Genomic DNA, 24,016 nt, shown 5'->3' on the forward strand with positions numbered 1-24,016 from the left:
CGTTTCAGGACTATCCGCTTCCGCGACGGCTCAAATCCCCAGGTAAGTCTCGACGAGTTCCCTTCGACTGCTGAGTTCCGACGGCTCCCCGCTCCAAACAACGCGGCCGTGGTTGAGCATGCTCAAGTGGTCAGCGACCGAGGCGATGCGGCTCACATTCTCCTCCACGATGAGGATAGTCAGGCCCACTCGCCGCAATCTCAAAATCGCATCGTAAATTGCTTCAATCACGATCGGCGCGAGGCCAAGGGACGGCTCGTCGAGCATGAGTAGCTTCGCCTCGGCCATCATCAGGCCGCGTCCGATACCAAGCATCCGCCGCTCCCCGCCCGAGAGCGAACTGGCGCGCTGCCCCGCTCGCTCCTTCAGCTTGGGAAACAACTCATAGACGAAACTCAGTCTGGCCCGCGTTTGTCCAGGCAGGGCGTTGACGTAGCCTCCCACGAGCAAGTTCTCGAAAACCGACATGTCCCTGTAAATCAGGTCGCCCTGCGGCACGTGCACGATCCCACGCATTGCAATGGCCTCGGGCGCCAGCCCGCTGATCATCTTGCCTCGGAAACGAACGTCTCCCCGTTGTCGGGCTAAGAGTCCGGAGATTGCGCGCAAAAGCGTGGTCTTGCCGTGCCCGTTCGGTCCGACCAGTCCGAAGATTTCGCCTTCTGCGACATGCAAGGAAATATCTTCAATCACCTCGCCGCCGTCATAGGAGGCCGACAGTCTCTCGATCTCCAGAAGCGCCATCATGCCTGCCTTTCGTTTGCGGCGGCCTTGACCGCAGTTGCGCCAGCGGCTCCGAGATAGACTTCGACGACCTCCCTGTCTTCGGCAAGGCCGGTCGCCGGCCCCTCGTAGAGCTTGCGACCATGGTGCAGGATGAGGATGTTGTCGGAGAGCGCGACCATGAAACTCATGATGTGCTCGATCAGCACGATGGTCATGCCGTGGAAATCGCGCAACCGGCGAAACACCTTGGCACAAAGATCAATCTCATTAGCGTTCAACCCGCCTACCGGCTCGTCGAGGAGCAACAGCTTCGGCCGACTGGCTATGGCGCATGCAGTCATCAGCAGCTTGCGTTGCAGGATCGGGAGCTTGGATGCCCTCGTTTCGGCCAAGTCTTGCAGCCCGGTGACTTCCATCGCCTCGTCGGCCTGTTCCTCAGCTTGCCTGTCAAAGCGGAGCCAAGGAATGATGCGTTTGCGAGTGCCGAAATAGGCGCAGCTTTGAAGGTTTTCGCGAACCGTCATTGTTTCGAAAACTGCATTGAGCTGAAACGTCCTGCCGATACCCAGGTGGCATATTTGCGGTGCTGAATGGCTGGAGATGTCATGGCCGTCGAAAACCACCCGGCCGGCCGTCGGTCTCGACACCCCTGATATGGTATCAAAAAGGGTAGTCTTACCCGCGCCGTTCGGTCCGCCAATGCCAAGCACCTCGCCTGGCCTGACAGCGAAGGTAAGGTCGCTGACTGCAGCCATCGCGCCGTAGCGCTTGGTGAGACCCTCTACGCTCAGGATTCTGCCGACATTGCTTGAGTTCGTCATGACCGCGCCCACCCGCGCCTGCGCCTGCACGCAACGCCGCCGATCAGCGGCGACGATACCGAGAAGAACCGGGCAAGGCCGCCGGCAAGTCCCTCGGGCATGAACACCAGCATGAGCATCAGCACCACGGCAAAGGCAGTGTTTCGCCACTGTGCGAGATCGCGGAAGGATTCATCGACGAGCGCCAATGCGATTGTTCCCAAGATCGGACCCCACACGCGCCCCCGGCCGCCAACGATCATCATGGACAGCAGGAACAGGAGCGTCGGCAGTTCCAGCACCTGGGGCCCGAACGTCTTCATCGTGCCTGCGTAGATGCCGCCTGCAAGCCCGGTAAAGAAGCCGGCTAGCGCAAATACGATAAGCTGATACTTGGCAACGTCGATGCCCCGAGCGGCCGCGCATACTTCATTGTCGCGCATCGCCTGGAAAGCGCGCCCGTAGGGGCTATGCACGACCACTATGGCAAACACCGTCCCAAGCGCCAGGCAGGCAAGAGCCAATAGGTAGTCGGCCGTCGCCACGAATTTATAGCCGAAAAGCCTAGCGAAGCCGAAATCGCCGAAGCGCGTCAGGCCCCTTGCTCCGCCGGTTAACGAATAGCAGGCAATCTCAACCTTGCGGAAGCAGTCAACGTCGGTGACGATCAACTGATAGAGGACCATGGCGACGGCGAGCGTCACGACCACGACATATGCGCCCTTCAGCCTCAACGTGGCACCTCCCATGAGCAGGCTGACCGCAGTCCCTGCCAGGCCAGCGATTGGCAGCGACCACCACGGCGAGATAGAGAAATAGAGGCCAAGCAACGCCACCGCGTACCCGCCGGCGGCAAAAAGCGCCATCTGTCCGATCGACATAATGCCGGCCACGCCGAGAACCAGATTCCACTGGGTCACGACTGCCGCCCATATGCCAAACAGGGTGGCCTGCCCGAGCACGTAGCTGCCGGGAGCGGCAAGCGGAAGCAGCGCCAACCCCGCAAAGACGGCGGATGCAATCAGGAGGTCTGTGTGAAGTCGATGTTTGGACATGCTCAGTTCCTTGCCTGGACACGCTGACCGAAAAGCCCGTCAGGACGGACGATCAGGACGATGACGACGGCAATCAGCAGTGCCGGGAACCCCCATTTGGTGCCGAAGCCGTACTGGACGAGCACCTCCACGAACGCGAGCAGGAAAGCAGCGCTCAGCGCTCCCGGGATGCTGCCCAGCCCACCCACCACGCAAATGATTAAGGCCTTGAGAAGAGGGTCGAGGCCGACTGTGGGATAGACCGTTGTGAATGCGGTCAGCAGCACGCCTGATATGCCCGCGACAGCCCCGGCCAGGAGCATGACCTTGAGGACCACGACCTGCAGCGGGATGCCGTTCAGCCGCGCTGCGGTCGGTTCCTGCGAGACCGCCCGGATTGCTCTGCCTAGTTTGGTTTTCCTAATCACCAGTTGCAGCCCGAAGATCATGATGGCGCAGCCTCCAATGATAAGCAGGGTCTGATAGGCGATGCCCGAGCCCCCGATATCGATGCGACCGTCAATGTTGAACGGCTGGCGTGCCGATGTTGGCCCGATCAGGTTGTTGATCAAATCGATGACGATGGTCGAAAGCGCCATCGTGAGGATGATGATGTTGATCTCGAAATTGGGCTTTGCGAAAACCCACCTCACGAGCAAGAAGTGGGTGGCGAGGCCCATGAGCATGCCGCCCACCACCCCCCCAATGATGCCTGCCCACCAGGGAAAGCCTAGCCAGTTGACCAGAATGAGGGAGCCGTAGGCGCCCACCGCGAGGTAGGCGCCATGCGCAAGGTTGAGCATTCCAATGCTGCCCCAGATTAACGACAGTGCAACAGAGCTGGCTGCATAAAGGGCGCCCAGCGTGAGTGCGCTAAGGAGTATGTCTCTCAGGACAATCATCGCCGGTACACTCCATGCGAACGTCAAGGACGAGGCGCTCTACTTGAACCAGGGCGGCAGCTCGAAATCGGCCTCGTTGTAAGGTTGTGGATAGATCAGCTTCTTGGGAACCTCGGCCTTCGGGTCCTTGATCTGGTAAAGGAGGTGCGGCATCGCGATCGAGGGATCAGAAGAAACGGTCGGATAGGGGATTGCGGCGTTGACGGTGGGGTCGTAGCGCAGCACGCCGAAGGGCGCCCGATAGACGAAACGTTGTAGATTGGCCGCGATCTTACGGTTTTGGTCGGCATTGCCCGGCTCGCCGGTGCCGCCCGCAAGGGCGGCCGCGATGGCGTAGTGGTAGGTCTCCGAATAGGTGGAGGCGCCCGGGTCCGCCTCGGCCTTTTCTCCGAACTTGGCCCAGTACGCCTTGCGGAAGGAAGTACCGATCTCGTCCGGCAATATCCCGATGACGGTCGAAGTCAATACCCCGCGCGCAGCCTCGCCCGCGATATCGGAGAAGGCTTTGAGTAGTGGGCCATACTGGTAATAGAACAGGCTGTTCGTAGGCTGCTGCAGAAACTGCACCTGACACTGGGCGAGATCGCCTGGAAAGAAATGCGTATTGGCTATGACGGCGGGGGGATCGGCGCGGATCTTGTTCAGCACCGAGCCCCATTCGGTCGTCGGAACCGGCACGACCTCCTCGAAAGAGACTTCGAAGCCATATTTCGGCGCCGTCTCGCGGATGGCATTCGAGATCACTATTGAATAGGGCAACGAGCCTGTGACCAAGGCGATTTTGTTGTTGTGCGGCTTCCAAACGCCGGCCTTGCGGATCTGGTCCAACATGACGGGAAGACCAACACCGTAATAGTACTCGGCCGGGTCGGCCATGAAGATGCCAAAATAGCGCTGGGTGTCGCTCTTGAAGGTTTCGTGGTGCCCGATGGAAGTATTGTAGTGGATATAGATGATACCTGCGTCGGCGATAGGGTCATATTCAGCCTGGTTGGCGCCGACGTTATAGCCGTTGATGATCGCGTGTACCCCATGGCGATCGATTAGCAAGCGCGCGGCCGCCGTGACTTCTTCAGCTGTTTGGTTCTTGCTGTCGACAGTGATCGGGGAAAGCTTCTTGCCCAGAATGCCGCCGGCCGCATTGATCTCCTCGCAAGCCATCTCCAGCCCGTTCTTGTGCTCGATCCCGTCCACTGCCAGTGGTCCGGTCAGCGAGGCCATCTGACCTATCGGGATCATTTCATCCGATTGCGCCCGTCCCTCATTGAGGCTTGCCAGCAGCCCGCCGCCAAAAGCGGCGCAGGAAGCCGAGGCGCTCAGGAACCGTCGGCGGTTCGTATTCACCATCGGAAAGTCAGTCTTCGGTCCGGTCATGATGATCTCCTGCTTTACGGCTCTTCGGCCGTGTTCCCACTCTTCAATTGTTGGAGCGCGCGATCGCATTCTTGAGGCAAGGCAAAGCCATTGCGGCAAGCGCGGCCGGCAAACTCTGGCGATCGGGAGAAAGATGGCTCGCCGGGCGCCACGGGCCCGGCGAGCCGTCAGCTAGGCGCCGCGCAGGCGCTCGGTCGCGGCCTTGTCGACCGTCATCGTCTTGGGATCGATGACCACACGGTAGGTGTCTTTTGCTGTGCCGATTGAGATGTATTCGTCGAGGAAATCTGCAAGCACTTTGTCTGCCGGGCGGTCCTTGGGGTTGCCCCATCCGCCACCGCCGGTGCTCTCGAACTTGAATACCTCGTCATAGGAGAACTGGTGGCCCGACAGCAGCGGGCTCGTCCAGGCGCCGTTCGGTGAAAAGCCGCCGATAACCAGTTCCTTGCCGTCCGGGTAAAGGTGACTGGAGCGCTGCACGGCACTGCGGGTGCCGCCGTTCACGCCGGGACTGCCTTCGCGCGTGCGGGACGTCTCCATATTCAATTCCCCGTCGCATAGATAGCGAACCTTGAACACGGCTCCGAGGCCGCCGCGGAATTTACCGGCCCCGGCCGAGTCCTGGCGCAGTTCGAAAGCCTCATATTCAATCGGAAAAAACAGTTCTGCCGTTTCAGCAGCCATGTTCATGCAGTTTCCTAGCGGGTCCATCGTCACGCTCATACCGTCATTGAACGGCGTGCCACCCCAGCCACCGGCCGGCAGATCCGAAAAGACGTCGGCGCGCCCAGTTTGCTTGTCCACGGCTGTCGATACGAACCAGTTGCATTCCGAACAGGTGGACCCCGTCACCCGCTCCGGGATCGCTTTGGCCAGGGCCTGCCAGATGGCGCTGGTGATCTTCGACGAGGCAAGTGTCGTGCATCCGATGGTCGGAGCGGGCCACTTGGCGTTCAGCCAGCAATTGTCCGGCAGTTCGATCTTGATCGGCGCGAACATCCCGGCATTGGACGGCGCGTGCGGCGCCAGGAAGAACTGCAGCGAATAGTACGCTGCCGATGCGGTGTTGGCGAAGGGCGAATTGATCGAACCCTTGCATATCGGATCACTTCCGGCGAAGTCGACGGTGATGTCGGAGCCTGCGATAGTGAGCGTCACCTTGACCTTGATCGGGTCGGGCGAAAACCCGTCAGTGTCTGCAAAGTCCTCTGCCGAATAGACGCCATCAGGAATTGCCTCGATGCTCTTGCGAACAATGCGTTCAGTGTATCCGATGAGCTCGTTCATGGCCGCCTTGACGGTCTCTACGCCATATCGGGCAGCGGCGCGTTGCATCTCGCTCTCTGCACTCTTCAAAGCACCTAGATGGGCCTGCAGGTCACCGCGAATGTAGTGCGGCGTGCGCGTATTGTTCATGATGATAGCGAGATAGTCTCGATTTACCTCATAGTTCTCGTAAAGCTTGATCGGAGGAAGGCGCAGACCTTCTGCCGCGATGTGGGTCGAGAACGACATGCCGCCGGCGGCGCCTCCGCCAAGATCCATCCAGTGTCCGCGGCTGACGGCAAAACCCAGCAGTTCACCTTCATAGAAGATTGGCATCGTGAACGTGATGTCATTTATGTGAGTGCCGCCCTGGTAGGGGTCGTTCAGCGCAATGACGTCGCCCGGCTTTAGCGTATCGACTGGAAATCGGCCTATCGCGGCATCGGCGCTGTATTGCATGGCTGCAAGGTGGACGGGACAGTTTGCCGCCTGCGCCAGCAGCCTGACGTTCGCGTCGTAGATTGCATTTGAAAAGTCAAGAATATCAGCAAGAATCGGCGAGAAGGATGTCCTTTGCATGATCGTAGTCATGCGATTGCAGGCATATTCGAAGCTGTTTCGAAGAACCTCGAATGTGACCGGATCCATACGGTCCGAGATGTCGATCTTTTGCGCCACGGCGCCTGAAGAAGCCATAATGATTCCCCTGTCGCGGTTAGTTTGCGATCGTGACGATGAGATTGCCGCTGTCGTCGACCTTGCCACTTGTGCCGGGCGGCAGCACCGCAATTGAGTCTGTGTACTCAACGATGCTTGGGCCCTTGACCGTTGATCCCGGCTGCAGCTCACCGCTGCTGTAGAGCGACGACTTGATCCAATGCCCGTCGAAGTAGACGTCACGGCTAGCGCCGTTGGCCCGGCTTTGCTTTGCGCCGAAGTTGAAATGGGGCGGTTCCGTCAAAGCACCGACCGCGGTCACGCCCAGCGCCACGAAGGCGATCGGAAAGTCGTCCGAACTCACCCCATATTCGAGACGGTGGGCATTGTGGAACGCATCTGCAATCGATGCAATCTGCTCCTTCTTGATCGTTCCGTTCGGAATATCGGTATCAACCTCATAGGTCTGGCCGACATAGCGCATCTGCGCCGTTCGCGTGATCTTGGTCTCCGAGGCGCCGATGCCGTCGGCCAGGAGGCGGTTAAGTGCCTTGTCCTCCAACTCAGCGTAGAGGCGGTTCAGATCGGCGACATCGACATCGTCGAGTGAAGCATAGTGGAAGGCCTCGACGTCATGGCGAATGTTCATCGCCGTAGCCCCAAAGGCCGACGCGACGCCCGCCTGGCCCGGAATGATGACTTTGGGAATGTTCATCGCCTGAGCGACAAAGCAGGCATGCATGGGGCCGGCGCCGCCGAAACTTGCCAGCACGAAATCGCGCGGATCGCGCGCTCGAGCCACCACCACCCCTTTGACTGCTTGTGCCATCGTTTCACAGGATATGCGTATCATGCCCTCAGCGGTCTCAAGGCGTGACAAGCCGATCTTCGCAGCCAGACCATCGATCGCTCTTTCGGCCGCCGCGACGTCGAGCTCGAACTTGTCGGAGAGCGACGGGTTGAGCCTACCCAGGATCAGATTGGCATCTGTGATCGTCGGCTCGGCGCCGCCGCGGCGGTAGCACGCGGGACCGGGCTCGGACCCGGCACTGCGCGGGCCGACTCGCAACGATCCACCCTCATCGACCCAGCCGATGGAGCCGCCACCCGCGCCAACTGAGTGGATATCGAGCATGGGGACGCTGACGGGCACTTCCCATTCCAACTCATAGCTGCGCGTGATGAGACCCTTGCCGTGCTCGACGATCGAGGCATCGAAGCTGGTGCCGCCGACGTCAGTATGAATGATGTTGTCGAAGTCGGTCGTACGGCTGAGATAAGACGCATAGGCGACACCGCCGGCCGGACCGGATTCGATGAGTTCCTCAGGCCGATCCTTGGCGTTCTTTGCGCCCATGACACCGCCATTGCTCTTCAGGATCAGTAGCGAACCGCGGAAGCCTTTGGCCCTCAAGGCATCCTCCAAGCGATCGAAGTAGGATGTCATTACTGGCATCATGCACGCTCGGATGGCTGTCGTGGTGAAGCGTCCATGCTCACGGAATATCGGTCTGGTCTCCGCCGAAATGACGATATGCGCCTGTGGATTGGCTTCCCGTACAATCTGGCGCATCCGCTGTTCGTGTGCCGGATTTGAATAGGAGTTGATGAAGCCGATGCCCACGGACTGGATACCGCGGCGAGCGATTGTTTCGGCAACCTGTTGTGCAATGTCTTCATCGAGTGGGCGACGCGGCTGACCTTTCGCCGACATGCGCTCTGGAATTGCGAAGCGGTTGCGGCGACGGATCAAAGGCTCCGGCTTTGACTGATAAGGATCATAGAGAGCCTTGCGGTGCTGGCGGCCAATCTCGATGGTATCGCGAAACCCTTCCGTGGTGATGAAGGCTGCATCGGGATAATTCCGCTCGATCAGGGAATTGGTGGCCGTGGTGGTTCCGTGCATCAAGAAGGAAATCTGATCGAAGGCAATCCCGGCGGCCTCGATGGACTGGACGACGCCCCGGGAGCGATCATCTTTAGTCGTCAAGACCTTAGCTGTCTTGTAGGATTTATCAGTTTCTTCCCAAGCGAAAAGATCGGTGAACGTGCCACCGACGTCAATGCCGACGCGCCACATGTCCAGTATTCTCCTATGTTCCCGGGCGATATTTTGTTTTTGCGGAGGCGCTTAAGGCGCGTCCGTTCGCTTAAGAAAACTCTACATATGAGTTGCAGATTGTCAAGCGCAGTATGTAGAGTTATTTTTGCAACGTTCGTTGTGAAATGGTCGTCCGCCAAACGCGACGGAAAAGCTCCTGGCGCTGGCGGCGCCCGCGACGAAGCAGACCCGGAGACAAGAATGCGGCAGGAATTGAATGCGGGCACCGAATTGAAGATATCCGATCTCAGTCGCCTCACGGGCGTGCCTGTTTCGACGTTGCGGGTCTGGGGCGAACGGGGCTTGCTCACCCCACGCGTCACGCCAGCGGGGTATCGAATCTACAACCAGGACCACGTAAAACAGGCTGCGGACATCAAGCGCCTGCGCACACTGCAGGGCTTGAGCATCGCGGCAATAAAAGCTGCTCTTCCTGACAACGATGCTTCGGCCTATCCCAAACCTGCGACTTCGGAAAAGGAGGCTGATGCCATTGCGCCCAGTTCTGTCGGGGCAAGGCTCAGGACACTGCGCCAGGCCCGTAAGTTGACCATTCGCGAAGTTGCCAATCAGACCGGCATTCCGCAATCTACGCTCGCCTCGATCGAGCGCACGTCGCTGGGCGTGCAGATCCCCGAAGCCAAGACCCTTGCCTCATTCTATGGTGTCACGCTGACGTCCCTCATGGCGACACCATTGACTGAAGACAACAAGGAAGTGATTTCCGCTTCAGAGGGAGGGCAAGTTCTGCCAACGCTGGGCAAGGGCCTGAGGATTGAACAGCTTGCCACGGGTAGAGACATGATGGATTGCCAGCGCTGGTTCATCGAGCCGGGCGTAAACAGCCATGGCGCCTACAGCCATGACGGGGAGGAATTCGTCTATGTTCTGTTTGGGGAGTTCAAGATCACCATCGAGGAGACCCGCGTCCATCATTTGCGGCAGGGTGAAAGCATTTACTTCAAGAGCAATTGGAAACATTCCTGGTCGAACCCTGGCCAGACCACCACGGTACTGATCTGGGTGAATACACCACCGAGTTTCTAATCCAGCGCTAAGTAAATCACTCGTATCAGGCATTGCGCTATTGAGGTCAACAAGTCTGCCAAGGATTTGTCGCGCAATGGCAGGAGGTGTTTTTGTATGCTGCGCCGTCTGACTGCCGAGGGGGCCACCATGAGCAGTCTATGTTAACGATTGCATAGACGCTAATGAATAACGAATAGCCAATGGCCGACAAATCACACTTCGGACTGATCGCTGTCGATACCGTTCCACTGCATGAGAAAGTCTATCTGGAACTGGTGCGGGCGCTGACGTCGGGTCAGCTCCAGCCCGGCCAGAAGCTGACCTCGCGCAAGCTGGCCAAGGAGCTCGGCACCAGCGACATGCCGGTGCGCAGCGCCTTGATGCGGTTGCGGGCGCTAAGGGCGCTGAGCCCGATGCCGAACGGCAGCGTCGAGGTGCCGCTGATCTCCGCCGAGCGCTTTTCGCAATTGACCGCGGTGCGCACGGTCCTGGAAGGCACGGCGACCGAGCTCGCGACAAAACGCATCAAAGGCAACAATCTGCGCGCCATCCGCCGTCATTGCACCGAACTCACCCAGGCCGCGCGCAGCGGCGATATCGAAAACTATCTGCGTAAGAATCACGACTTCAAATTCTCGATCTACCGCCATTGCGGCAACGAGCAGATGATCTTCCTGATCGAGACGGTGTGGATGCAGGTCGGTCCTTTCCTGCGAAATCTGCGCATCGGATTCGAGGACGATCTCGCCGGCATTCTGAGCATCGACTATCACAAGGAAGTTGTCGCGGCGATCGAGGCCGGTGACGGCGAGAGGGCACGCGCGGCCATCGTGCGCGACATCGACCTAACCGTCACGCAGGTTCTGGGTCGTCCGATCAGTGCGGCAAAGCCGGCCCTTTAGGTACGTATTGAGGTACTTCGTATCCGCTCCGTCGCGCACAGCTGCGAAGTGCCTGACGCAAGCAGCCAGGCTGGCGGAGCTCGATGCGCGCCCCCGCCAGCTTGGCACCAAACCCTCAGGTGCCGGTAAAATCTCCAGCACAGGTTCAACGGCGCCGAGCACTTGATGCGCAAGTTACTACGATTCCACCGGTGCGCGGCGCCAGAAGGTGGAAGGTCGGCGCTCGCCGGTGACCGGGGCCCAGAAAGCGGATTGGGAAGCATCCCGAGCGTCGGCGCAGAGAGATTGTCCGCACGACAGCAGCAAATGGAACGCCAGACGGCGGTCAACCGTGCGCTGAGGCTCGGACGTGTCCCCTTGATCACCGCCAGGATCATCAGAGCAATAGATCAAGCCGGCATCCGGGGCGAAGGCATACGGATCGCCGGAACAAACGCGATCTATGCCTATGAGGCCGCAGCCGCCGGTGTGTTTGTCGATCCGGGGATCACGGCGACAGGAGGACATCGACCTGCTCATGGATGCGCGCCGATCGCTCAGGAATGGCTGGCAGCGACATCGAAGATGGAGCGCTCATCAACCTCTTGCGCAAAGTCGATCGGTCCTTCGAGCGTTCATCCGCGAGATTCCGAGCGGTGAACCGAGATGGATATCTCGTCGATCTTATCAGGCTAAGCCGGCTTGGAAGAAGAGCCGAGTGACCATCGGAGAAGGCGACGACGAACTGGTAGGTGCCGAGATCCCCGGTTTGGCGTGGCTGGAAAACGGCCCTGCTTTCGAAGCAATCGCGATCGACGAAAGAGGCGGGCCGTTGCGGCTCGTTGTTCCCGACCCTCGGGTTTTTCTAGTTCGGTTCACACCCGTCCCTTCAGCGCCGCCGTGATCTCGTCGAGGATCGCGGGATCGTCGATGGTCGCCGGCATCGCCCATTCCTCCTTGTCGGCGATCTTCTGCATGGTGCCGCGCAGGATCTTGCCGGAGCGGGTCTTGGGCAGACGCTTGATCGTCACCACCGTCTTGAAGGCGGCGACCGGGCCGATGCGCTCGCGCACCAGTCCCACCACCTCGCTTTCAATGAGGGCGGTATCGCGCGAAACGCCGGCGTTGAGCACGACGAAGCCGAGCGGCACCTGGCCTTTCATGGCGTCGGCGACGCCGATGACGGCGCATTCGGCGACGTCGGGATGCGCGGCAAGCACTTCCTCCATCGCGCCTGTCGACAGCCGGTGGCCGGCGACGTTGATGATGTCGTCGGTGCGGGCCATGACATAGAGGTAGCCGTCCTCGTCGAGCATGCCGGCGTCGGCCGTCTTGTAGAAGCCGGGGAACTCCTCGAGATAGGCCTGGCGGAAGCGGGCATCGGCATTCCACAGCGTCGGCAGGCAGCCCGCCGGCAGCGGCAGCTTGACCACGACGTTGCCGAGCGTGCCGCGCGGCACCTCATGGCCGGCATCGTCGAGCACGCGGATGTCGTAGCCCGGCATCGGTACGCCGGGCGAACCGTATTTAACCGGCAAGAGCCCCAGGCCCGCCGGGTTGATCGTCATCGGCGAGCCGGTCTCGGTCTGCCACCAATGGTCGACGACCGGGCGGTCGAGCTTCTGCTCCGCCCATTTGATGGTCTCGGGGTCGGCGCGCTCGCCGGCGAGGAACAGCGTGCGGAACTTCGACAAGTCGTATTTGGGCACGAACTCGCCCTTGGGATCCTGTCCCTTGATGGCGCGGAAGGCCGTCGGCGCGGTGAACAGCGCGACCACGCCGTGCTCCGATATCACCCGCCAATAGGTGCCCGCGTCCGGCGTGCCGATCGGCTTGCCTTCGAACAGCACGCTGGTGCAGCCATGCAGCAGCGGGCCGTAGACGATGTAGGAATGGCCGACCACCCAGCCGACGTCGGAGGCCGCCCAGAAAACTTCGCCCGGCTTGACGCCGAACTCGTTGTCCATGGTCCATTTCAGCGCGACCATATGGCCACCATTGTCGCGCACGATGCCTTTCGGCTGGCCGGTCGTGCCGGATGTGTAGATGATGTAGAGCGGGTCGGTGGCTAAAACCGGCACGCAATCGACATTGGCGCCGGCGGCCCGCTCCCGGGCAACCGCATCCGCATAGTCGAAGTCGTAATTGTCCTTCATCTCGCAGCGCAGTTGCTCGCGCTGCAGGATGAGGCACGCGTCGGGCTTGTGCTTCGACATCTCGATCGCCTTGTCGAGCAGCGGTTTGTAGGCGACGACGCGGCCGGGCTCCAGCCCGCAGGAGGCGGTGATGATCAGCTTCGGCTTGGCGTCGTCGATGCGGGTGGCGAGCTCATGCGAGGCGAAGCCGCCGAACACCACCGAATGCACGGCGCCTAGCCTTGCACAGGCGAGCATGGCGATGGCCGCTTCGGCCACCATCGGCATGTAGATGATGACGCGGTCGCCCTTGTCGATGCCGCGATGCCTGATCACCGAAGCCAGCGCGACGACCTCGCGCTTCAATTCGGCATAGGTGAATTTCCGGATCGTGCCGGTGATCGCGCTGTCATGGATCAGCGCCAGCTGGTCGGCGCGTCCGCCGGCGACATGGCGGTCGATTGCGTTGTAGCAGGTGTTGCAGGTGGCGCCGATGAACCAGCGGCCATAGACGCCTTCCGCCGGATCGAAGACCTTTTCGGCAGGCTTATACCAGTCGATGGCCTTCGCCGCGTCGGCCCAGAACCCTATGGGGTCGCTTTTCCAGCCCTCATAGACTTCATGGTAACGTGACGCCATCAAGCTCCTCCCGCCAGACGGCTATACCTTGGCCATGGGTTTGATCGCCACTGAGCATTTGTCCTTGCGGAAATCGGCGGCAGAATAATTGGACCCTCTCTGAGGTCGGATTTGATCGATACGATGCCAAGTAGCGCCATGGGCCGCCCGTAAGGTTATTGCATTTCTATTCGGTCAAATGACGAACTACCGCCATTGATTACGCATCCTTGCTTCTGCTTCTATCAAATCTAGCACTGTGCGGGCTGCCTCGAGCACATTCGTGCCGGGGCCGAAAACGGCCGCCACGCCATGATCGAGCAGGAACTGATAGTCCTGGCGCGGCACGACACCGCCGCAAACGACGATAATGTTTTCCCCGCCATTGCGCTTCAGCGCTCCGACAAGTTGCGGCAGCAGCGTCTTGTGGCCCGCCGCCAGCGAAGAAACCCCAATGACATGAACCTTCAAGGCTAAGGCAAGCTCGGCCACCTCATCCGGCGTTTGAAAGAGCGGTCCGGCGACGACCTCGAAGCCGATATCGCCGAAAGCCGAGGCGATGAATTTGGCGCCGCGATCATGTCCATCCTGACCGAGCTTGGCAACGATGATCTTCGGTTTGGTTCCAAGGAAGGTCGAGAAATCATTAAGGCGCGAAGCCAGCGTCTCGAACTCCGGCTCGTTGTGATAGGCATTGGCGTAGATTTTACGAACCACTTCCGGGACAGCGGTATAGCGGCCGAACGCTTCGCGCATAGTATCCGAAATCTCCCCTACCGTTGCGCGGGCGCGTGCGGCCTCGACCGCCGCATAAAGGATATTGCCCTTGCCGCTGGCTACGACCGCGCCAAGTTCGGCAAGGGCTGCACCAACGCGCTTGGGATTGCGCTGGCGCTTGGTCTTTTCGATACGGGCGATCTGCGACTGACGGACCGCAGCGTTGTCGGTATGGAAAATCTCGACACGGTCATCGGTATCGCGTCGATATTTGTTGACCCCGACGATGATCTCCTCGCCCTTGTCGACGGCGGCCTGACGGCGTGTCGCCGCTTCCTCGATCATGCGCTTCGGCAGGCCGGAGGCTACGGCTTTCGTCATGCCGCCCATGGCCTCTATCTCTTCCATTAGCGCCCACGCTCTTTCGGCGAGCTCATTGGTCAGGCTTTCAACATAATAGGAGCCGGCTAGCGGATCGACCACCTTGGTCACGCCAGTTTCGTGCTGCAGAATGAGTTGCGTGTTGCGGGCGATGCGCGCCGAAAACTCGGTCGGCAGCGCGATCGCCTCGTCGAAGGAATTGGTATGCAGCGACTGCGTGCCGCCCAGAACCGCCGCCAACGCTTCATAGGCAGTGCGCACGATGTTGTTGTAAGGATCCTGCTCCTGCAGCGACACGCCTGAAGTCTGGCAATGGGTGCGCAGCATCAAGGACGACGGCTTGCTCGGCTTGAACTCCTCCATTACGCGCGACCAGAGCAGCCGAGCGGCGCGCAGCTTGGCAGCCTCCATGAAGAAGTTCATCCCGATGGCAAAGAAGAACGAAAGCCGGCCGGCGAAATCATCGACATTCAGCCCCTTGGCCAGAGCCGCCCGGACATATTCGCGTCCGTCCGCCAGGGTGAAGGCAAGTTCCTGCACCAGCGTCGAGCCCGCCTCCTGCATGTGATAGCCGGAGATGGAAATCGAGTTGAACTCGGGCATCTCCCTTGCCGTGTATTCGATGATGTCCGCGATGATCCGCATTGAGGGCTCGGGCGGATAGATATAGGCGTTGCGGACTAAGAACTCCTTCAGGATGTCGTTCTGGATAGTTCCCGAAAGCCGGTCGCGAGAAACGCCCTGTTCCTCGCCAGCAACGATGAAGTTGGCCAGGACCGGAATCACGGCTCCGCTGATGGCCATGGAAACTGACATCTCATCCAGCGGAATGCCGTCGAACAGGATCTTCATGTCCTCGACGGAATCGATCGCCACGCCGGCCTTGCCGACATCGCCCTCGACGCGCGGATGGTCCGAATCGTAGCCGCGATGGGTAGCCAGATCGAAGGCCAATGACAGGTCCTTTTGCCCGGCGGCGAGCGCCTTGCGATATAAGGCGTTCGATTCTTCCGCCGTCGATAAGCCGGCAGGCTGATGGATCGTCCAGGGCCTGTGGGCATACATCGTGGCATGCGGCCCGCGCAGAAACGGTTTCGCTCCGGGCAACGTATCGAGATGCTCGACACCACCCAGATCGTGATGTGTGTAAAGCAGCTTGATATCAATCCCTTCGGGCGTCTGCCACACGAGGGTGTCGGGCGAAGCTTTCAACTCACGCTCGGCGAGTTTGCGCCAATAGTCATAGACTACACTATCGGTCATCGCCTGCTTCACCCGAATTCTACGATGAGTTGACAAAAGCGAATTCGGCGCAGCGCTTGAAAGTGAAATATCACTCCTGGCGCCGACCGGATCATCGCAAGACAGCCAGACTTGGAGCCTTGATTACAGACGCTTTCCTATTTCCACTGCTTCTCCTCGTTGATCCAGCGCGAGCCAGGCAATCTTCCGGGTTTGATGAAGGCGTCGACGACATTGCTCAGCACCACAGAGACGTTGTTCTTGAAGTTGTTGCTTGGCAGGGCTTGGCCGAATGCAATCGAGCCACCGCAAAAGACGGCGCCGTTTTGTGGGGCGTTGAAATAGGTCATGTCGGCGCGGATGCGATAATCCTGGGACCCCGACAAACCCGGATAGGGATACAGGATCTCCTCGATGCCCAGAAGATAGTTGTCGCTGTGCCCACCTGACGAGGAGAGGATCTTGGTGTGAGGCGGCGTGCCGAGGGTCAGATCATACCGATCTATCTCGATGCCGGCCGCGCCGCCGTAGGCTAGACCGGTATCGCCGATCATTTCTCCCTCGACGCCGTCCATGATCCACGACACTGTCCGGTGATAGCTGTCCGGCATACGACGGTAGGGGCGGCTCGTCTCGAAGCCTTCGGCGATGAAACCGATGCCAACCAGTTTCTGTGGCGGACGGCCAAGGTTTTTCCAAAGCCCACTCTTTTGGCCTGTGGTGGCCAAATAATGTTCGCCTGGCCGCGCGTTCCAGGCGCGCATGCCGGAATCGAGTTTGCGAACCTCCATGGTCGTCAGATCGTCGTCGCGGAAGGCCACGTTCCAGTAATATCCATTGCCGCCCATATAGATGTAGCGGCCGCCCGTAGCGATGTAGTCCTCCGTCGCATCAAGCATCTCTTGGGAATAGTATTCCGGGTGCGTTCCCGTCATGACGCATTTATAAAGCTTCAGAAGATCGAGCCCCTCGACATGCAGATCCTCGTCGGTCAGCACGTCGTATTCGTAGCCCTTGTGCTCCAACCACGCGATGATCGAAAGATCCGCAGGAAACTGCCATGGAATGCCCATGCTCGATATTCGATGCTTGGGTCGCATGTTGATGATTGGTCGATGGTAGGAGGTATAGCAGACACCTGCTCCGTCCTCCCAGGCGTCGTAGGTCGACAGACCGAATTCAGGATTTTTGTACATCTCAATATCGATTTCGGACACGATCGGCGGCTGCCCGGTCATCGGCTGAATGATCTGGGCGTCGAAGCTCAGATGTTCGTTGGCATAGGCGAGATAGCTGGCCGTCGGAAAGATGAAGGCGAGTTTAGCCTTTGGCTTGCTCGGCCTGACGAAGAAGACAACATACTCTTCGCCCAGTCCGGTTCCTGGTCCTGCTCGCAAGCGCATGGCATAAGCGCCGCTCTTAAGGGAGGAAGGTAGAGTAACGCTGCGGGTCACGTCCCAATTGGAATCGATCATCGCGTCGGCATGGAATTCGATCCCGCCATATTCATACGGGGCGAGACGGAAGCTGTCGTTTCTGCCGTTCCAGTTCCATCCGGTCTGTGCTCGAACCGGACGGTTGTAGCCCTCGGCGTGGAGCATGTGGGGTCCGACATCAAGGACGGTGTCGCCAATGCCGCGATCGGTATAGCCTTTGGTGGTGTCCCAGTAAGCGACCATGCCAGTTGGGGAAGGCTGGCCGCCTTTCATAATCGTGGCGAGCTCTTCCCAAGTCAGCGCACGGTCGAACACGCCCGGCCGGTCGATCTTGCCGCAATATCCCTGCGACACGAAATGGCCCCGCGTCTGGTGCCAATCGCGCGAGCCGGCTATCAGGAAGGGCGTATCTGGAAGGTGCTTTTGTTGGAAGCGGAATTTTTCCGAAACATGGGAGCGGTAATCCATCGGAGCTACGCGCCCGAGCAGACCGTTGTAGCGGTTCGAAACACCTTCCTGGTGGATCGTTGCTTTGCCGGTAGCTCGGTCGTAAGTGCCGGCGACGAAGTACCACATCTGCTTGACCAGCGGTATTTCCGCCTGAACGTAGTCGACCTCGCTGCCTTGTCCGACCCAGAATTCTAGGTGGCCACGCTGGTTGATGCCGAGACAGTATCCAAAGTTCTTGTCATTGTCCCAGCGACCGATCAGGCATTGCCGCAAGCCGACTTGCGGCAGGCCAGGATAGATGAAGCCGTGGATTGTGATGCTGCCTTCAAGCGCGAGCTTGTTCTGCGGATCCTCAACGGCGAGAAACGAGCCAAGCTGAGTATACTGCTTTTTGACTGACCACTCTCCGTTGTCGTCACAGGTGACTTCCTCTTCCTTGAAGCCGGGGCCGCTCGGATGCTCGTCGCCATGGATGAGACGCACAAGCTGTGCTTCAGCGGTTGTCGTTCCGTCGGCATTGACATGGAAATCGATCGTCTCTCCGGGCTTGACGGAGATCTTGTTCGTATACCCAAAGAGCTTGACCTGTGCCATGTCTACTTCCGCAAGGAGTTCAGATGAGAATTTGCCGCGAGGATTCGCTCAGGTTTCGAGTAGATCCTGAACCCTACGCATGAAAACGCCGTGGTAGGCCTCGTTCTGTGTCGGGTAGATCTTGTCCTCCACGACCCTCGGCGCTACGCCGCGATGTCCCGACAAGGCGACGATGCGGTAGGCCTTGAACGGCTCGACGACGGTGATCGCATATTTGTCGGGCAGCGCTGCCCGGCGGAAGTAGAGAAGCAGACGTTCGAGCGGCTCGCTGTGTTGACCGAGCGGCGAGCGCCGGTGCTCATCGATGATCTCGGGAGACACGAGAGTTTTGAGATAATCACGCTGCATCTTGTCGTAGCGATGGAAATAGACGAGATCCTTGTCTTTGGTCTCGGTGGCTTCTTCCGGCAGCATTTCGCCTCCTTTTTCGGCTCTGGTGGAACGGCGTTCGCTTTTCTTCTTGTCGCGCCAAGCGCGGAACTGAGCCTTGATGCCGAAGATGCCGCCGCGCAGGAACAGCACCACGCCCAGCATAATCAGGCCGATCGCTATCAGGCGGATCGGTCCCCAGCTGATAAGCACCTTGTCAAGAACCACGACAATGGCGGTTCCAACAACCGCACCTTCGGCTCGGCCGATGCCACCGATCACCAGCATTGCGAGTCCGAGAAGCACAGTGTCGAAGCTGAAGATCGAGAAGCCGACGCCACGATAGTGGGCGGCATAGAAGCCGCCGATGAAACCCAGGGCGATGGATGAAATTATAAAGACCTGGACGCGAGCTCTGCGGTAGTCGACGCCGGTCGCCTCCGCGAAGGCCTCGCGTTTCTCGGGCGCCATGCGCAGGACGCGACCGAGCCGCCTTCCGTCCATCAACCGATAGAGCAGCAGCGCCCCGAGCATGAGGACCAAGCACGCATAATACCCGAGCAAGGATTGGCTGAGCGGCGACCAGTCCTTGGGAATGTAGGTGTCTGCCCCGTAGAGACCTCCGGTCGCGGAGCCAAACTCCTTCGATTGCAGAAAATAGACCCGGCAGAGTTCGTTCAGGCCGAGCGTCAGGAGTGCATAATAGAACCCGTCGAGCCGGGTTGCCGGAATCGCGATCAGCACGCCGAACACCAAGCCGACGCCGCTGCCGACAATGGGCAGAACCCACCACGGGAGATGAAGGGTTACCGACAGATAGGTCGCAATAAAGGCGGCGGCACCAACCACTGCGTAACTTGCGAGAGAATAGATACTCGCCGTGCCGAGAATGAGCATCCAGCACAAATTGATTGCAGCGTAGATGCCGAAGAAGGCGCCAGCCGCAAACAGCGTGTTCTCAAGGCTATCCGGGACGAAGACGGGGGCGACTAGCAGAGCAAGCAGTCCAAGCAGCCACCAGATCGGGCGCTTGTCGACGATCGTTTTCTCGCGGGCCAATGTCTTGGGGTTGTACTCGCCGCGGATGTGCAGCAAACGCCGGCGCGTCGGCCAGTAGCGCAACTTGTTCCAGATCGCGGCGCCATGACCAGGCCATTTGTAATAGTAGCGCAGCCGGCCGACCGGCAGGAGCGGAACGCGCGATTCCCGCGTCTTGTCCCAGACGATTTGCGGGCTGATATGAGGATTGGTCGGCAGTTCGTCGACCGCGCCTTCGACACCCCAGACAAACAGCGGATTGCGCCAGAGATTTGCCATCGATCAGGCCTCCCGCGCCTTGTCCAGAATTCCCGCAATCCCGCGCGGTCGGATCAAAAGAATGAGGATGATGACCAAGAATTGGGTGATCAGCACGTATTGGCCCCCCAAAGTCACGCTGGTCAGCGCCTCATTGAAACCGAGCAAAAGGGCTGCGATTACCGCGCCACGAACGCTGCCGAGGCCACCGCAAAGTGCGATGCTGACACCCTTGATCATGGGTGTCAGTCCGCTAAACGGGGCGATGTAATAAGTCTGCGACAGCAAGACGGCGGCCAGGCCCGCCAAGCCGCCGGTGATCGCCATCACATAAAAACCGGTGCGTCGCACGCCAATGCCGACAATGGCCGCAGCATGCGGGTTCATCATCATGGCTCGGATTTCGAGGCCGCGACGGCTCGAGCGCATCCACTGCAAAACGATCGTCAGCAGCACTATCGAGGACACGACGTTGCCGAGCTTGTCGGCCGTCAGAACGACGCCGGAGAGGCTGATTTTCCCTATGCCGAAAATTTCGGGCAGACTCTTCGAGCGAGGACCGAACCACCAAAGCAACATTTGGGTGCCGATCAGATTGATGGCAAGCGTGGCAATCAGCCCGCGCACCGTGAAATTCGGTTTGTCGTGGATCGGGATGAAGGCTAGCGCGCAGACGATCAGACCGCCGAGTGCGCCGGTCAGGATGCCGCCAGCCATGACCGCCGGGCCAACGAAAAGGGCCGGAAGGCTCGGCCCGATATATTGCGCTGTCAGCCAAGCGCCATAGCCGGACAGGGCGAAGATGAATGCGTAACTGAGATTGATCAGGCCCAGACTTGACCAGGTGATCGATATGCCGATCGCCAGCGTGCCATATATGCAGGCGAGCACAATCGCGTTGGTGACGATGAAAGCCCAATCCACCCCTAGACCCCGCGCTTGGTGTTTGACATGAGCCCGACCGACGCCTCGCCCTTGAGCTTGCCGACATGCATGCCGATAACGCGATCGACGCGGCCCTCGAGGAGAGAGACGTTCTGCTCTGCGATGACCATCGCAGAATCAATCAGTTCCACGCTCATCAACGCATCGATGACTCCCTTTCCGATCTTCGGAGCCAAGCCGAGCGAAGGCTCGTCGACCAGGAACAGCGACGCGTCGGCCATCAGGCCGCGGCCAATGGAGACCATGCGGCGTTCCCCGCCAGACAGACGCCCGACCGCTGTGTTCATCAGTTTCACCAGCGGTGGAAAGATCGCCAGGATACGTTTCTTGCGCATGGCTCGTTCACGCCAGGCACGAGGCGTGAACGCACCCGAATCGAGATGCTCCTCGACGGTCAGGCCGTGAAAGATCTCATCACCCTGAGGGATCACGGCCAGGCCCTGCTTCACGATCTGATGTGTGTAGCGACCCGGGCCTTGCGAACGCGTGCGCCCGACCTCGGCGCCGTTAAGTTTGATCGAGCCACGCTGCCATCCGGTCAAACCCGCGATGGCATAGAACAGCGTCGTCTTGCCATGGCCGTTGAGGCCGACAAGGCCGATACGCTCGCCGGAATTCACGATGAGATCGAGATCGTGAATGACCCTCATTGGGCCGTATCCAGCCGACAGGCCTTTCACGTTGAGCACTTCGCGGCGCTTGCTCATTCAAGGCCTCCTTCGTGGACATTCTCGAAGTAGGCGGCGTGCACGGCAGGATCGGCAAGGATTGAGGAAAGTGATCCTTCGGCGATGACTTCGCCCGCATCCATGACCATCACGCGATCGGCAATGGTGTCCAGCAGCTCAATGCGATGCTCGACGATGGCGATGGCGATGTTCATTTCCTTCGACAAAAGCCGGATCAGATGGTCGATCTCATCGACCTCGGAATTGATGAGGCCGGCGGCAGGCTCATCCATGAGCAGCAGCGCCGGCCTGCGCATCAAAAGACAGGCCAATAGAAGCTTGCGCCGGTTCAGCGTTTCGAGGCTGGCCGTCGGCTCGTCATGGCCAACGTTGAGCCCAGCGAGCTCGGCGCCATACTCGGCGTCAAAGCGCGTCAGATAGGGAGCGTAGGCCTGGCGGGCTGCCTTGAACGTCTGCCCGACCGTCAGCTCGTCGGGCACGACCGGCGTCTGGTAGCTGCGTCCGATGCCCATGCGGGCCCGTTCATGCAGCTTTAGCCGGGTAATGTCCTGACCCTTGTAGCGGACAGTACCGGATTTCGGGCTAAGGCGACCGGAAAGGACTTCGAACAGACTCGTCTTGCCTGCGCCATTCGGTCCGATAATCCCCAAAACCTCTCCGGGTGCTACGCTCATATTGATATCGCGCAGTATCTCTCGGCCCCCGAGGTCAAGGAAAATGCCCTCGCACGAGAACAAGGCTTCGGAAGAGCGCGGCGAGGGTATGCCGCGCTCCACCCGCCGATGCGACCTCAACCCCACCATGGCGCCGGCTGGAGCTTGGATTCCGAAATCTCGTTCGGGAAGATGATCTTGTGCCCGACGTTCTGCACCTGCACGTAGAGCTGGCTCATGCCTTTCTCGAGTTCGGTCGCCGATATTTCGTAGCCGTTGTCGGGGAAGTGCGAGGCTTCTTGCAGTTCATTGTTCATGTCCATGTAGCCACAGACACCACGATACGGATTTGCGCGGATCCAGTCGCAGACCGCCTTGAAATCATTCGGATCGCCGATGGCCTCCCAGGCCAGCTTTAGATACTGGACGATGTCATAGCCATTGCCCGTGTAGACGAGGCCCATGATGCCCGGGAACCGCGCCTGGTACTTCTTTCGGTACTTCATTCCCCTTTCATCAGCATAGATGCCAAGGACCGTCGACCAGCAGAAGCCGTTGGCGGACTCGCCGGCAAGCGTCAGAAATTCGGGCTGTGACGGCCCGTACTGCATGTAGACAAGCGAATCCTTCACCGGGTCGGCGCGGAACTGCTTGCAGAAAGCCGCATATTCGGCGGCCACCCAATGGTCGACCATGATTGCGGCAGCATCGACTTCCTTCATCTTCTGAATGACGGGGCCCCAATCCTGCACCGGAAACTGTATGTCGGTCACAGCAGCGACCTCGAACTTGCCCCGTTCCTTGATCGCTTTTTGCGCAGCCTTGGAGATGGTCTGACAGTAAGCAACTTGCTCCTGAACGATGTGCACCTTGCGGTTCTTCGGCTTCCACACCCCTTGAGCTTCTTCATGCTCCAGCCAAAGAGGATAGGTGTAGCCGTAATGCACCTCCGATGGATCGGTCTGGAAGATGTGGCTGTATTTCTTCGGGTCTGAACGGGTAGCCTCGGTCGCGGCACGCTGGGTGTTGCCCTGGACGTAGGGGCATTTGTACTTGGCGGATTCGTCCATGGCCGGAATAGGAACAAACAGGAAAGCGTTCGAAATCGCGTGAACCTTGGCATCGATGCAGGCGGCGATCGCCTGCTGGCAGCTTTCGGCCGATAGTTTGTCGACGTCAGTCACAAACAACTTGAGCTCGCGGCCAAGGATGCCCCCCGCAGCGTTGATCTCCTCCATAGCGAGAGTCGTGCCGTTGAGATGGTCGAGATCGTCGGCTACACCCGCCGCGGCGGTCTGCGATGTCGGCACGCCAAGCAGGATCGGTTCAGCCGCCCAAGATCGCGAGATGAAAGGCATCGGAAACGCCGCGCCCGCGGCACCAGCTGCTACGGTACCCAGCAATCTTCTTCGATTGATTTTTCCAACCATGGAATTCCCTCCTGTTTTGCGGGTTCGTTCGGACGGCCCGCGACGCGACGAACAAGCCGCCTTGTTCCCGGATTAGACGTTTCGTCCGTTTTGTTTTCGGACGTCAATTTTTTTGATTAGACGAAATGTGCAGTAGTTGCGAGAATGCGTCAAGGCTAAAGTTTCTTAGAAAGAAAATTATTTGAATTTCGGTGCGAAACCGGCGTATGCTGCCAGCGCGGCTTCGTTAGGTTTCTAGACGTTTCGACTATAACCAAAAGAGACAGCCCGTTCGGCGGCGATGCCGACACG

General features: G+C 59.4%; 18 protein-coding genes and 1 pseudogene. 4 read left to right on the plus strand and 15 right to left on the minus strand.

Features of this window, described 5'->3' with window-relative positions:
- Positions 1-30 precede the first annotated feature (30 nt).
- The 7 genes from QFZ88_RS26490 to QFZ88_RS26520 form a co-directional block, all read right to left on the minus strand.
- Positions 31-747 (minus strand): ABC transporter ATP-binding protein, encoded by a 717-nt coding sequence (locus QFZ88_RS26490; RefSeq protein WP_083237648.1) that lies wholly within the window; start codon positions 745-747, stop codon positions 31-33.
- Complete coding sequence (locus QFZ88_RS26495; RefSeq protein WP_210184647.1) at positions 744-1,577, minus strand: ABC transporter ATP-binding protein; 834 nt, start codon at positions 1,575-1,577, stop codon at positions 744-746. Before QFZ88_RS26495 ends, QFZ88_RS26490 begins: the two co-directional genes overlap by 4 nt.
- Positions 1,544-2,524, minus strand: a complete 981-nt coding sequence (locus tag QFZ88_RS26500; protein WP_179654391.1) for a branched-chain amino acid ABC transporter permease — start codon at positions 2,522-2,524, stop codon at positions 1,544-1,546. Before QFZ88_RS26500 ends, QFZ88_RS26495 begins: the two co-directional genes overlap by 34 nt.
- 59 nt (positions 2,525-2,583) lie before the next feature.
- Positions 2,584-3,462 carry a branched-chain amino acid ABC transporter permease gene (locus tag QFZ88_RS26505; RefSeq protein ID WP_179654389.1) on the minus strand — a complete coding sequence of 293 codons (879 nt, stop codon included), beginning with the start codon at positions 3,460-3,462 and terminating at the stop codon, positions 2,584-2,586.
- Positions 3,463-3,501: 39 nt separating this feature from the next.
- Positions 3,502-4,836: an ABC transporter substrate-binding protein gene (locus tag QFZ88_RS26510; protein ID WP_245317447.1), complete on the minus strand. Its 1,335-nt coding sequence runs from the start codon at positions 4,834-4,836 to the stop codon at positions 3,502-3,504.
- Positions 4,837-5,007: 171 nt separating this feature from the next.
- A complete protein-coding gene (locus tag QFZ88_RS26515) occupies positions 5,008-6,798 on the minus strand; it encodes a hydantoinase B/oxoprolinase family protein (protein WP_065997030.1) in 1,791 nt (596 codons plus the stop codon).
- 19 nt (positions 6,799-6,817) lie between these two features.
- Positions 6,818-8,839, minus strand: a complete 2,022-nt coding sequence (locus tag QFZ88_RS26520) for a hydantoinase/oxoprolinase family protein (RefSeq protein ID WP_179654387.1) — start codon at positions 8,837-8,839, stop codon at positions 6,818-6,820.
- Between the two features lie 222 nt (positions 8,840-9,061).
- Between QFZ88_RS26520 and QFZ88_RS26525 the strand changes: the two genes are divergently transcribed.
- The 4 genes and pseudogenes from QFZ88_RS26525 to QFZ88_RS29605 all read left to right on the plus strand — a co-directional run bounded on the left by QFZ88_RS26525 (position 9,062) and on the right by QFZ88_RS29605 (position 11,674).
- On the plus strand, positions 9,062-9,907 hold the full coding sequence (locus QFZ88_RS26525; RefSeq protein ID WP_179654385.1) for a MerR family transcriptional regulator: 846 nt from the start codon (positions 9,062-9,064) through the stop codon (positions 9,905-9,907).
- Between the two features lie 182 nt (positions 9,908-10,089).
- A complete protein-coding gene (locus tag QFZ88_RS26530; protein ID WP_179654383.1) occupies positions 10,090-10,791 on the plus strand; it encodes a GntR family transcriptional regulator in 702 nt (233 codons plus the stop codon).
- 306 nt (positions 10,792-11,097) lie between these two features.
- A pseudogene (locus QFZ88_RS29600) lies at positions 11,098-11,229 on the plus strand (hypothetical protein); the annotation flags it as partial.
- A 79-nt stretch (positions 11,230-11,308) separates the two neighbouring features.
- A complete protein-coding gene (locus QFZ88_RS29605; protein ID WP_179654381.1) occupies positions 11,309-11,674 on the plus strand; it encodes a GSU2403 family nucleotidyltransferase fold protein in 366 nt (121 codons plus the stop codon).
- Here QFZ88_RS29605 and QFZ88_RS26540 read toward each other — a convergent pair.
- The 8 genes from QFZ88_RS26540 to QFZ88_RS26575 form a co-directional block, all read right to left on the minus strand.
- On the minus strand, positions 11,646-13,544 hold the full coding sequence (locus tag QFZ88_RS26540; protein WP_179654379.1) for a propionyl-CoA synthetase: 1,899 nt from the start codon (positions 13,542-13,544) through the stop codon (positions 11,646-11,648). The genes QFZ88_RS29605 and QFZ88_RS26540 overlap by 29 nt on opposite strands.
- Positions 13,545-13,730: 186 nt before the next feature.
- The gene (scpA, locus tag QFZ88_RS26545) at positions 13,731-15,884 is read right to left on the minus strand and encodes a methylmalonyl-CoA mutase (RefSeq protein WP_179654377.1); all 2,154 of its coding nucleotides are present in this window, start codon (positions 15,882-15,884) and stop codon (positions 13,731-13,733) included.
- 137 nt (positions 15,885-16,021) lie between these two features.
- The gene (locus QFZ88_RS26550) at positions 16,022-18,343 is read right to left on the minus strand and encodes a N,N-dimethylformamidase beta subunit family domain-containing protein (protein WP_179654375.1); all 2,322 of its coding nucleotides are present in this window, start codon (positions 18,341-18,343) and stop codon (positions 16,022-16,024) included.
- 48 nt (positions 18,344-18,391) lie between these two features.
- A complete protein-coding gene (locus QFZ88_RS26555; RefSeq protein WP_307420745.1) occupies positions 18,392-19,807 on the minus strand; it encodes a branched-chain amino acid ABC transporter permease in 1,416 nt (471 codons plus the stop codon).
- Between the two features lie 225 nt (positions 19,808-20,032).
- Positions 20,033-20,932, minus strand: coding sequence for a branched-chain amino acid ABC transporter permease (locus tag QFZ88_RS26560; RefSeq protein ID WP_179654371.1), 900 nt, complete (start codon positions 20,930-20,932; stop codon positions 20,033-20,035).
- A gap of 2 nt (positions 20,933-20,934) precedes the next feature.
- Positions 20,935-21,660 (minus strand): ABC transporter ATP-binding protein, encoded by a 726-nt coding sequence (locus tag QFZ88_RS26565; RefSeq protein ID WP_179654369.1) that lies wholly within the window; start codon positions 21,658-21,660, stop codon positions 20,935-20,937.
- The gene (locus QFZ88_RS26570) at positions 21,657-22,445 is read right to left on the minus strand and encodes an ABC transporter ATP-binding protein (protein ID WP_179654367.1); all 789 of its coding nucleotides are present in this window, start codon (positions 22,443-22,445) and stop codon (positions 21,657-21,659) included. Before QFZ88_RS26570 ends, QFZ88_RS26565 begins: the two co-directional genes overlap by 4 nt.
- Entirely contained in the window at positions 22,433-23,725 is a 1,293-nt protein-coding gene (locus QFZ88_RS26575) for an ABC transporter substrate-binding protein (RefSeq protein WP_179654365.1), read from the minus strand. Before QFZ88_RS26575 ends, QFZ88_RS26570 begins: the two co-directional genes overlap by 13 nt.
- Positions 23,726-24,016 lie beyond the last annotated feature (291 nt).

The sequence above is a fragment of the Mesorhizobium sp. YL-MeA3-2017 genome (assembly GCF_030814575.1).
GTDB lineage: Bacteria > Pseudomonadota > Alphaproteobacteria > Rhizobiales > Rhizobiaceae > Mesorhizobium > Mesorhizobium terrae.

Excerpts from the sequence above, each read along its gene's own strand:
- QFZ88_RS26490 (WP_083237648.1), bottom strand. The coding sequence starts at position 747 with ATGATGGCGCTTCTGGAGATCGAGAGACTGTCGGCCTCCTATGACGGC.
- QFZ88_RS26505 (WP_179654389.1), bottom strand. The coding sequence starts at position 3,462 with ATGATTGTCCTGAGAGACATACTCCTTAGCGCACTCACGCTGGGCGCC.
- QFZ88_RS26510 (WP_245317447.1), bottom strand. The coding sequence starts at position 4,836 with ATGACCGGACCGAAGACTGACTTTCCGATGGTGAATACGAACCGCCGA.
- QFZ88_RS26515 (WP_065997030.1), bottom strand. The coding sequence starts at position 6,798 with ATGGCTTCTTCAGGCGCCGTGGCGCAAAAGATCGACATCTCGGACCGT.
- QFZ88_RS26520 (WP_179654387.1), bottom strand. The coding sequence starts at position 8,839 with ATGTGGCGCGTCGGCATTGACGTCGGTGGCACGTTCACCGATCTTTTC.
- QFZ88_RS26525 (WP_179654385.1), top strand. The coding sequence starts at position 9,062 with ATGCGGCAGGAATTGAATGCGGGCACCGAATTGAAGATATCCGATCTC.
- QFZ88_RS26530 (WP_179654383.1), top strand. The coding sequence starts at position 10,090 with ATGGCCGACAAATCACACTTCGGACTGATCGCTGTCGATACCGTTCCA.
- QFZ88_RS29605 (WP_179654381.1), top strand. The coding sequence starts at position 11,309 with ATGGATGCGCGCCGATCGCTCAGGAATGGCTGGCAGCGACATCGAAGA.
- QFZ88_RS26540 (WP_179654379.1), bottom strand. The coding sequence starts at position 13,544 with ATGGCGTCACGTTACCATGAAGTCTATGAGGGCTGGAAAAGCGACCCC.
- scpA (WP_179654377.1), bottom strand. The coding sequence starts at position 15,884 with ATGACCGATAGTGTAGTCTATGACTATTGGCGCAAACTCGCCGAGCGT.
- QFZ88_RS26550 (WP_179654375.1), bottom strand. The coding sequence starts at position 18,343 with ATGGCACAGGTCAAGCTCTTTGGGTATACGAACAAGATCTCCGTCAAG.
- QFZ88_RS26565 (WP_179654369.1), bottom strand. The coding sequence starts at position 21,660 with ATGAGCAAGCGCCGCGAAGTGCTCAACGTGAAAGGCCTGTCGGCTGGA.
- QFZ88_RS26570 (WP_179654367.1), bottom strand. The coding sequence starts at position 22,445 with ATGGTGGGGTTGAGGTCGCATCGGCGGGTGGAGCGCGGCATACCCTCG.
- QFZ88_RS26575 (WP_179654365.1), bottom strand. The coding sequence starts at position 23,725 with ATGGTTGGAAAAATCAATCGAAGAAGATTGCTGGGTACCGTAGCAGCT.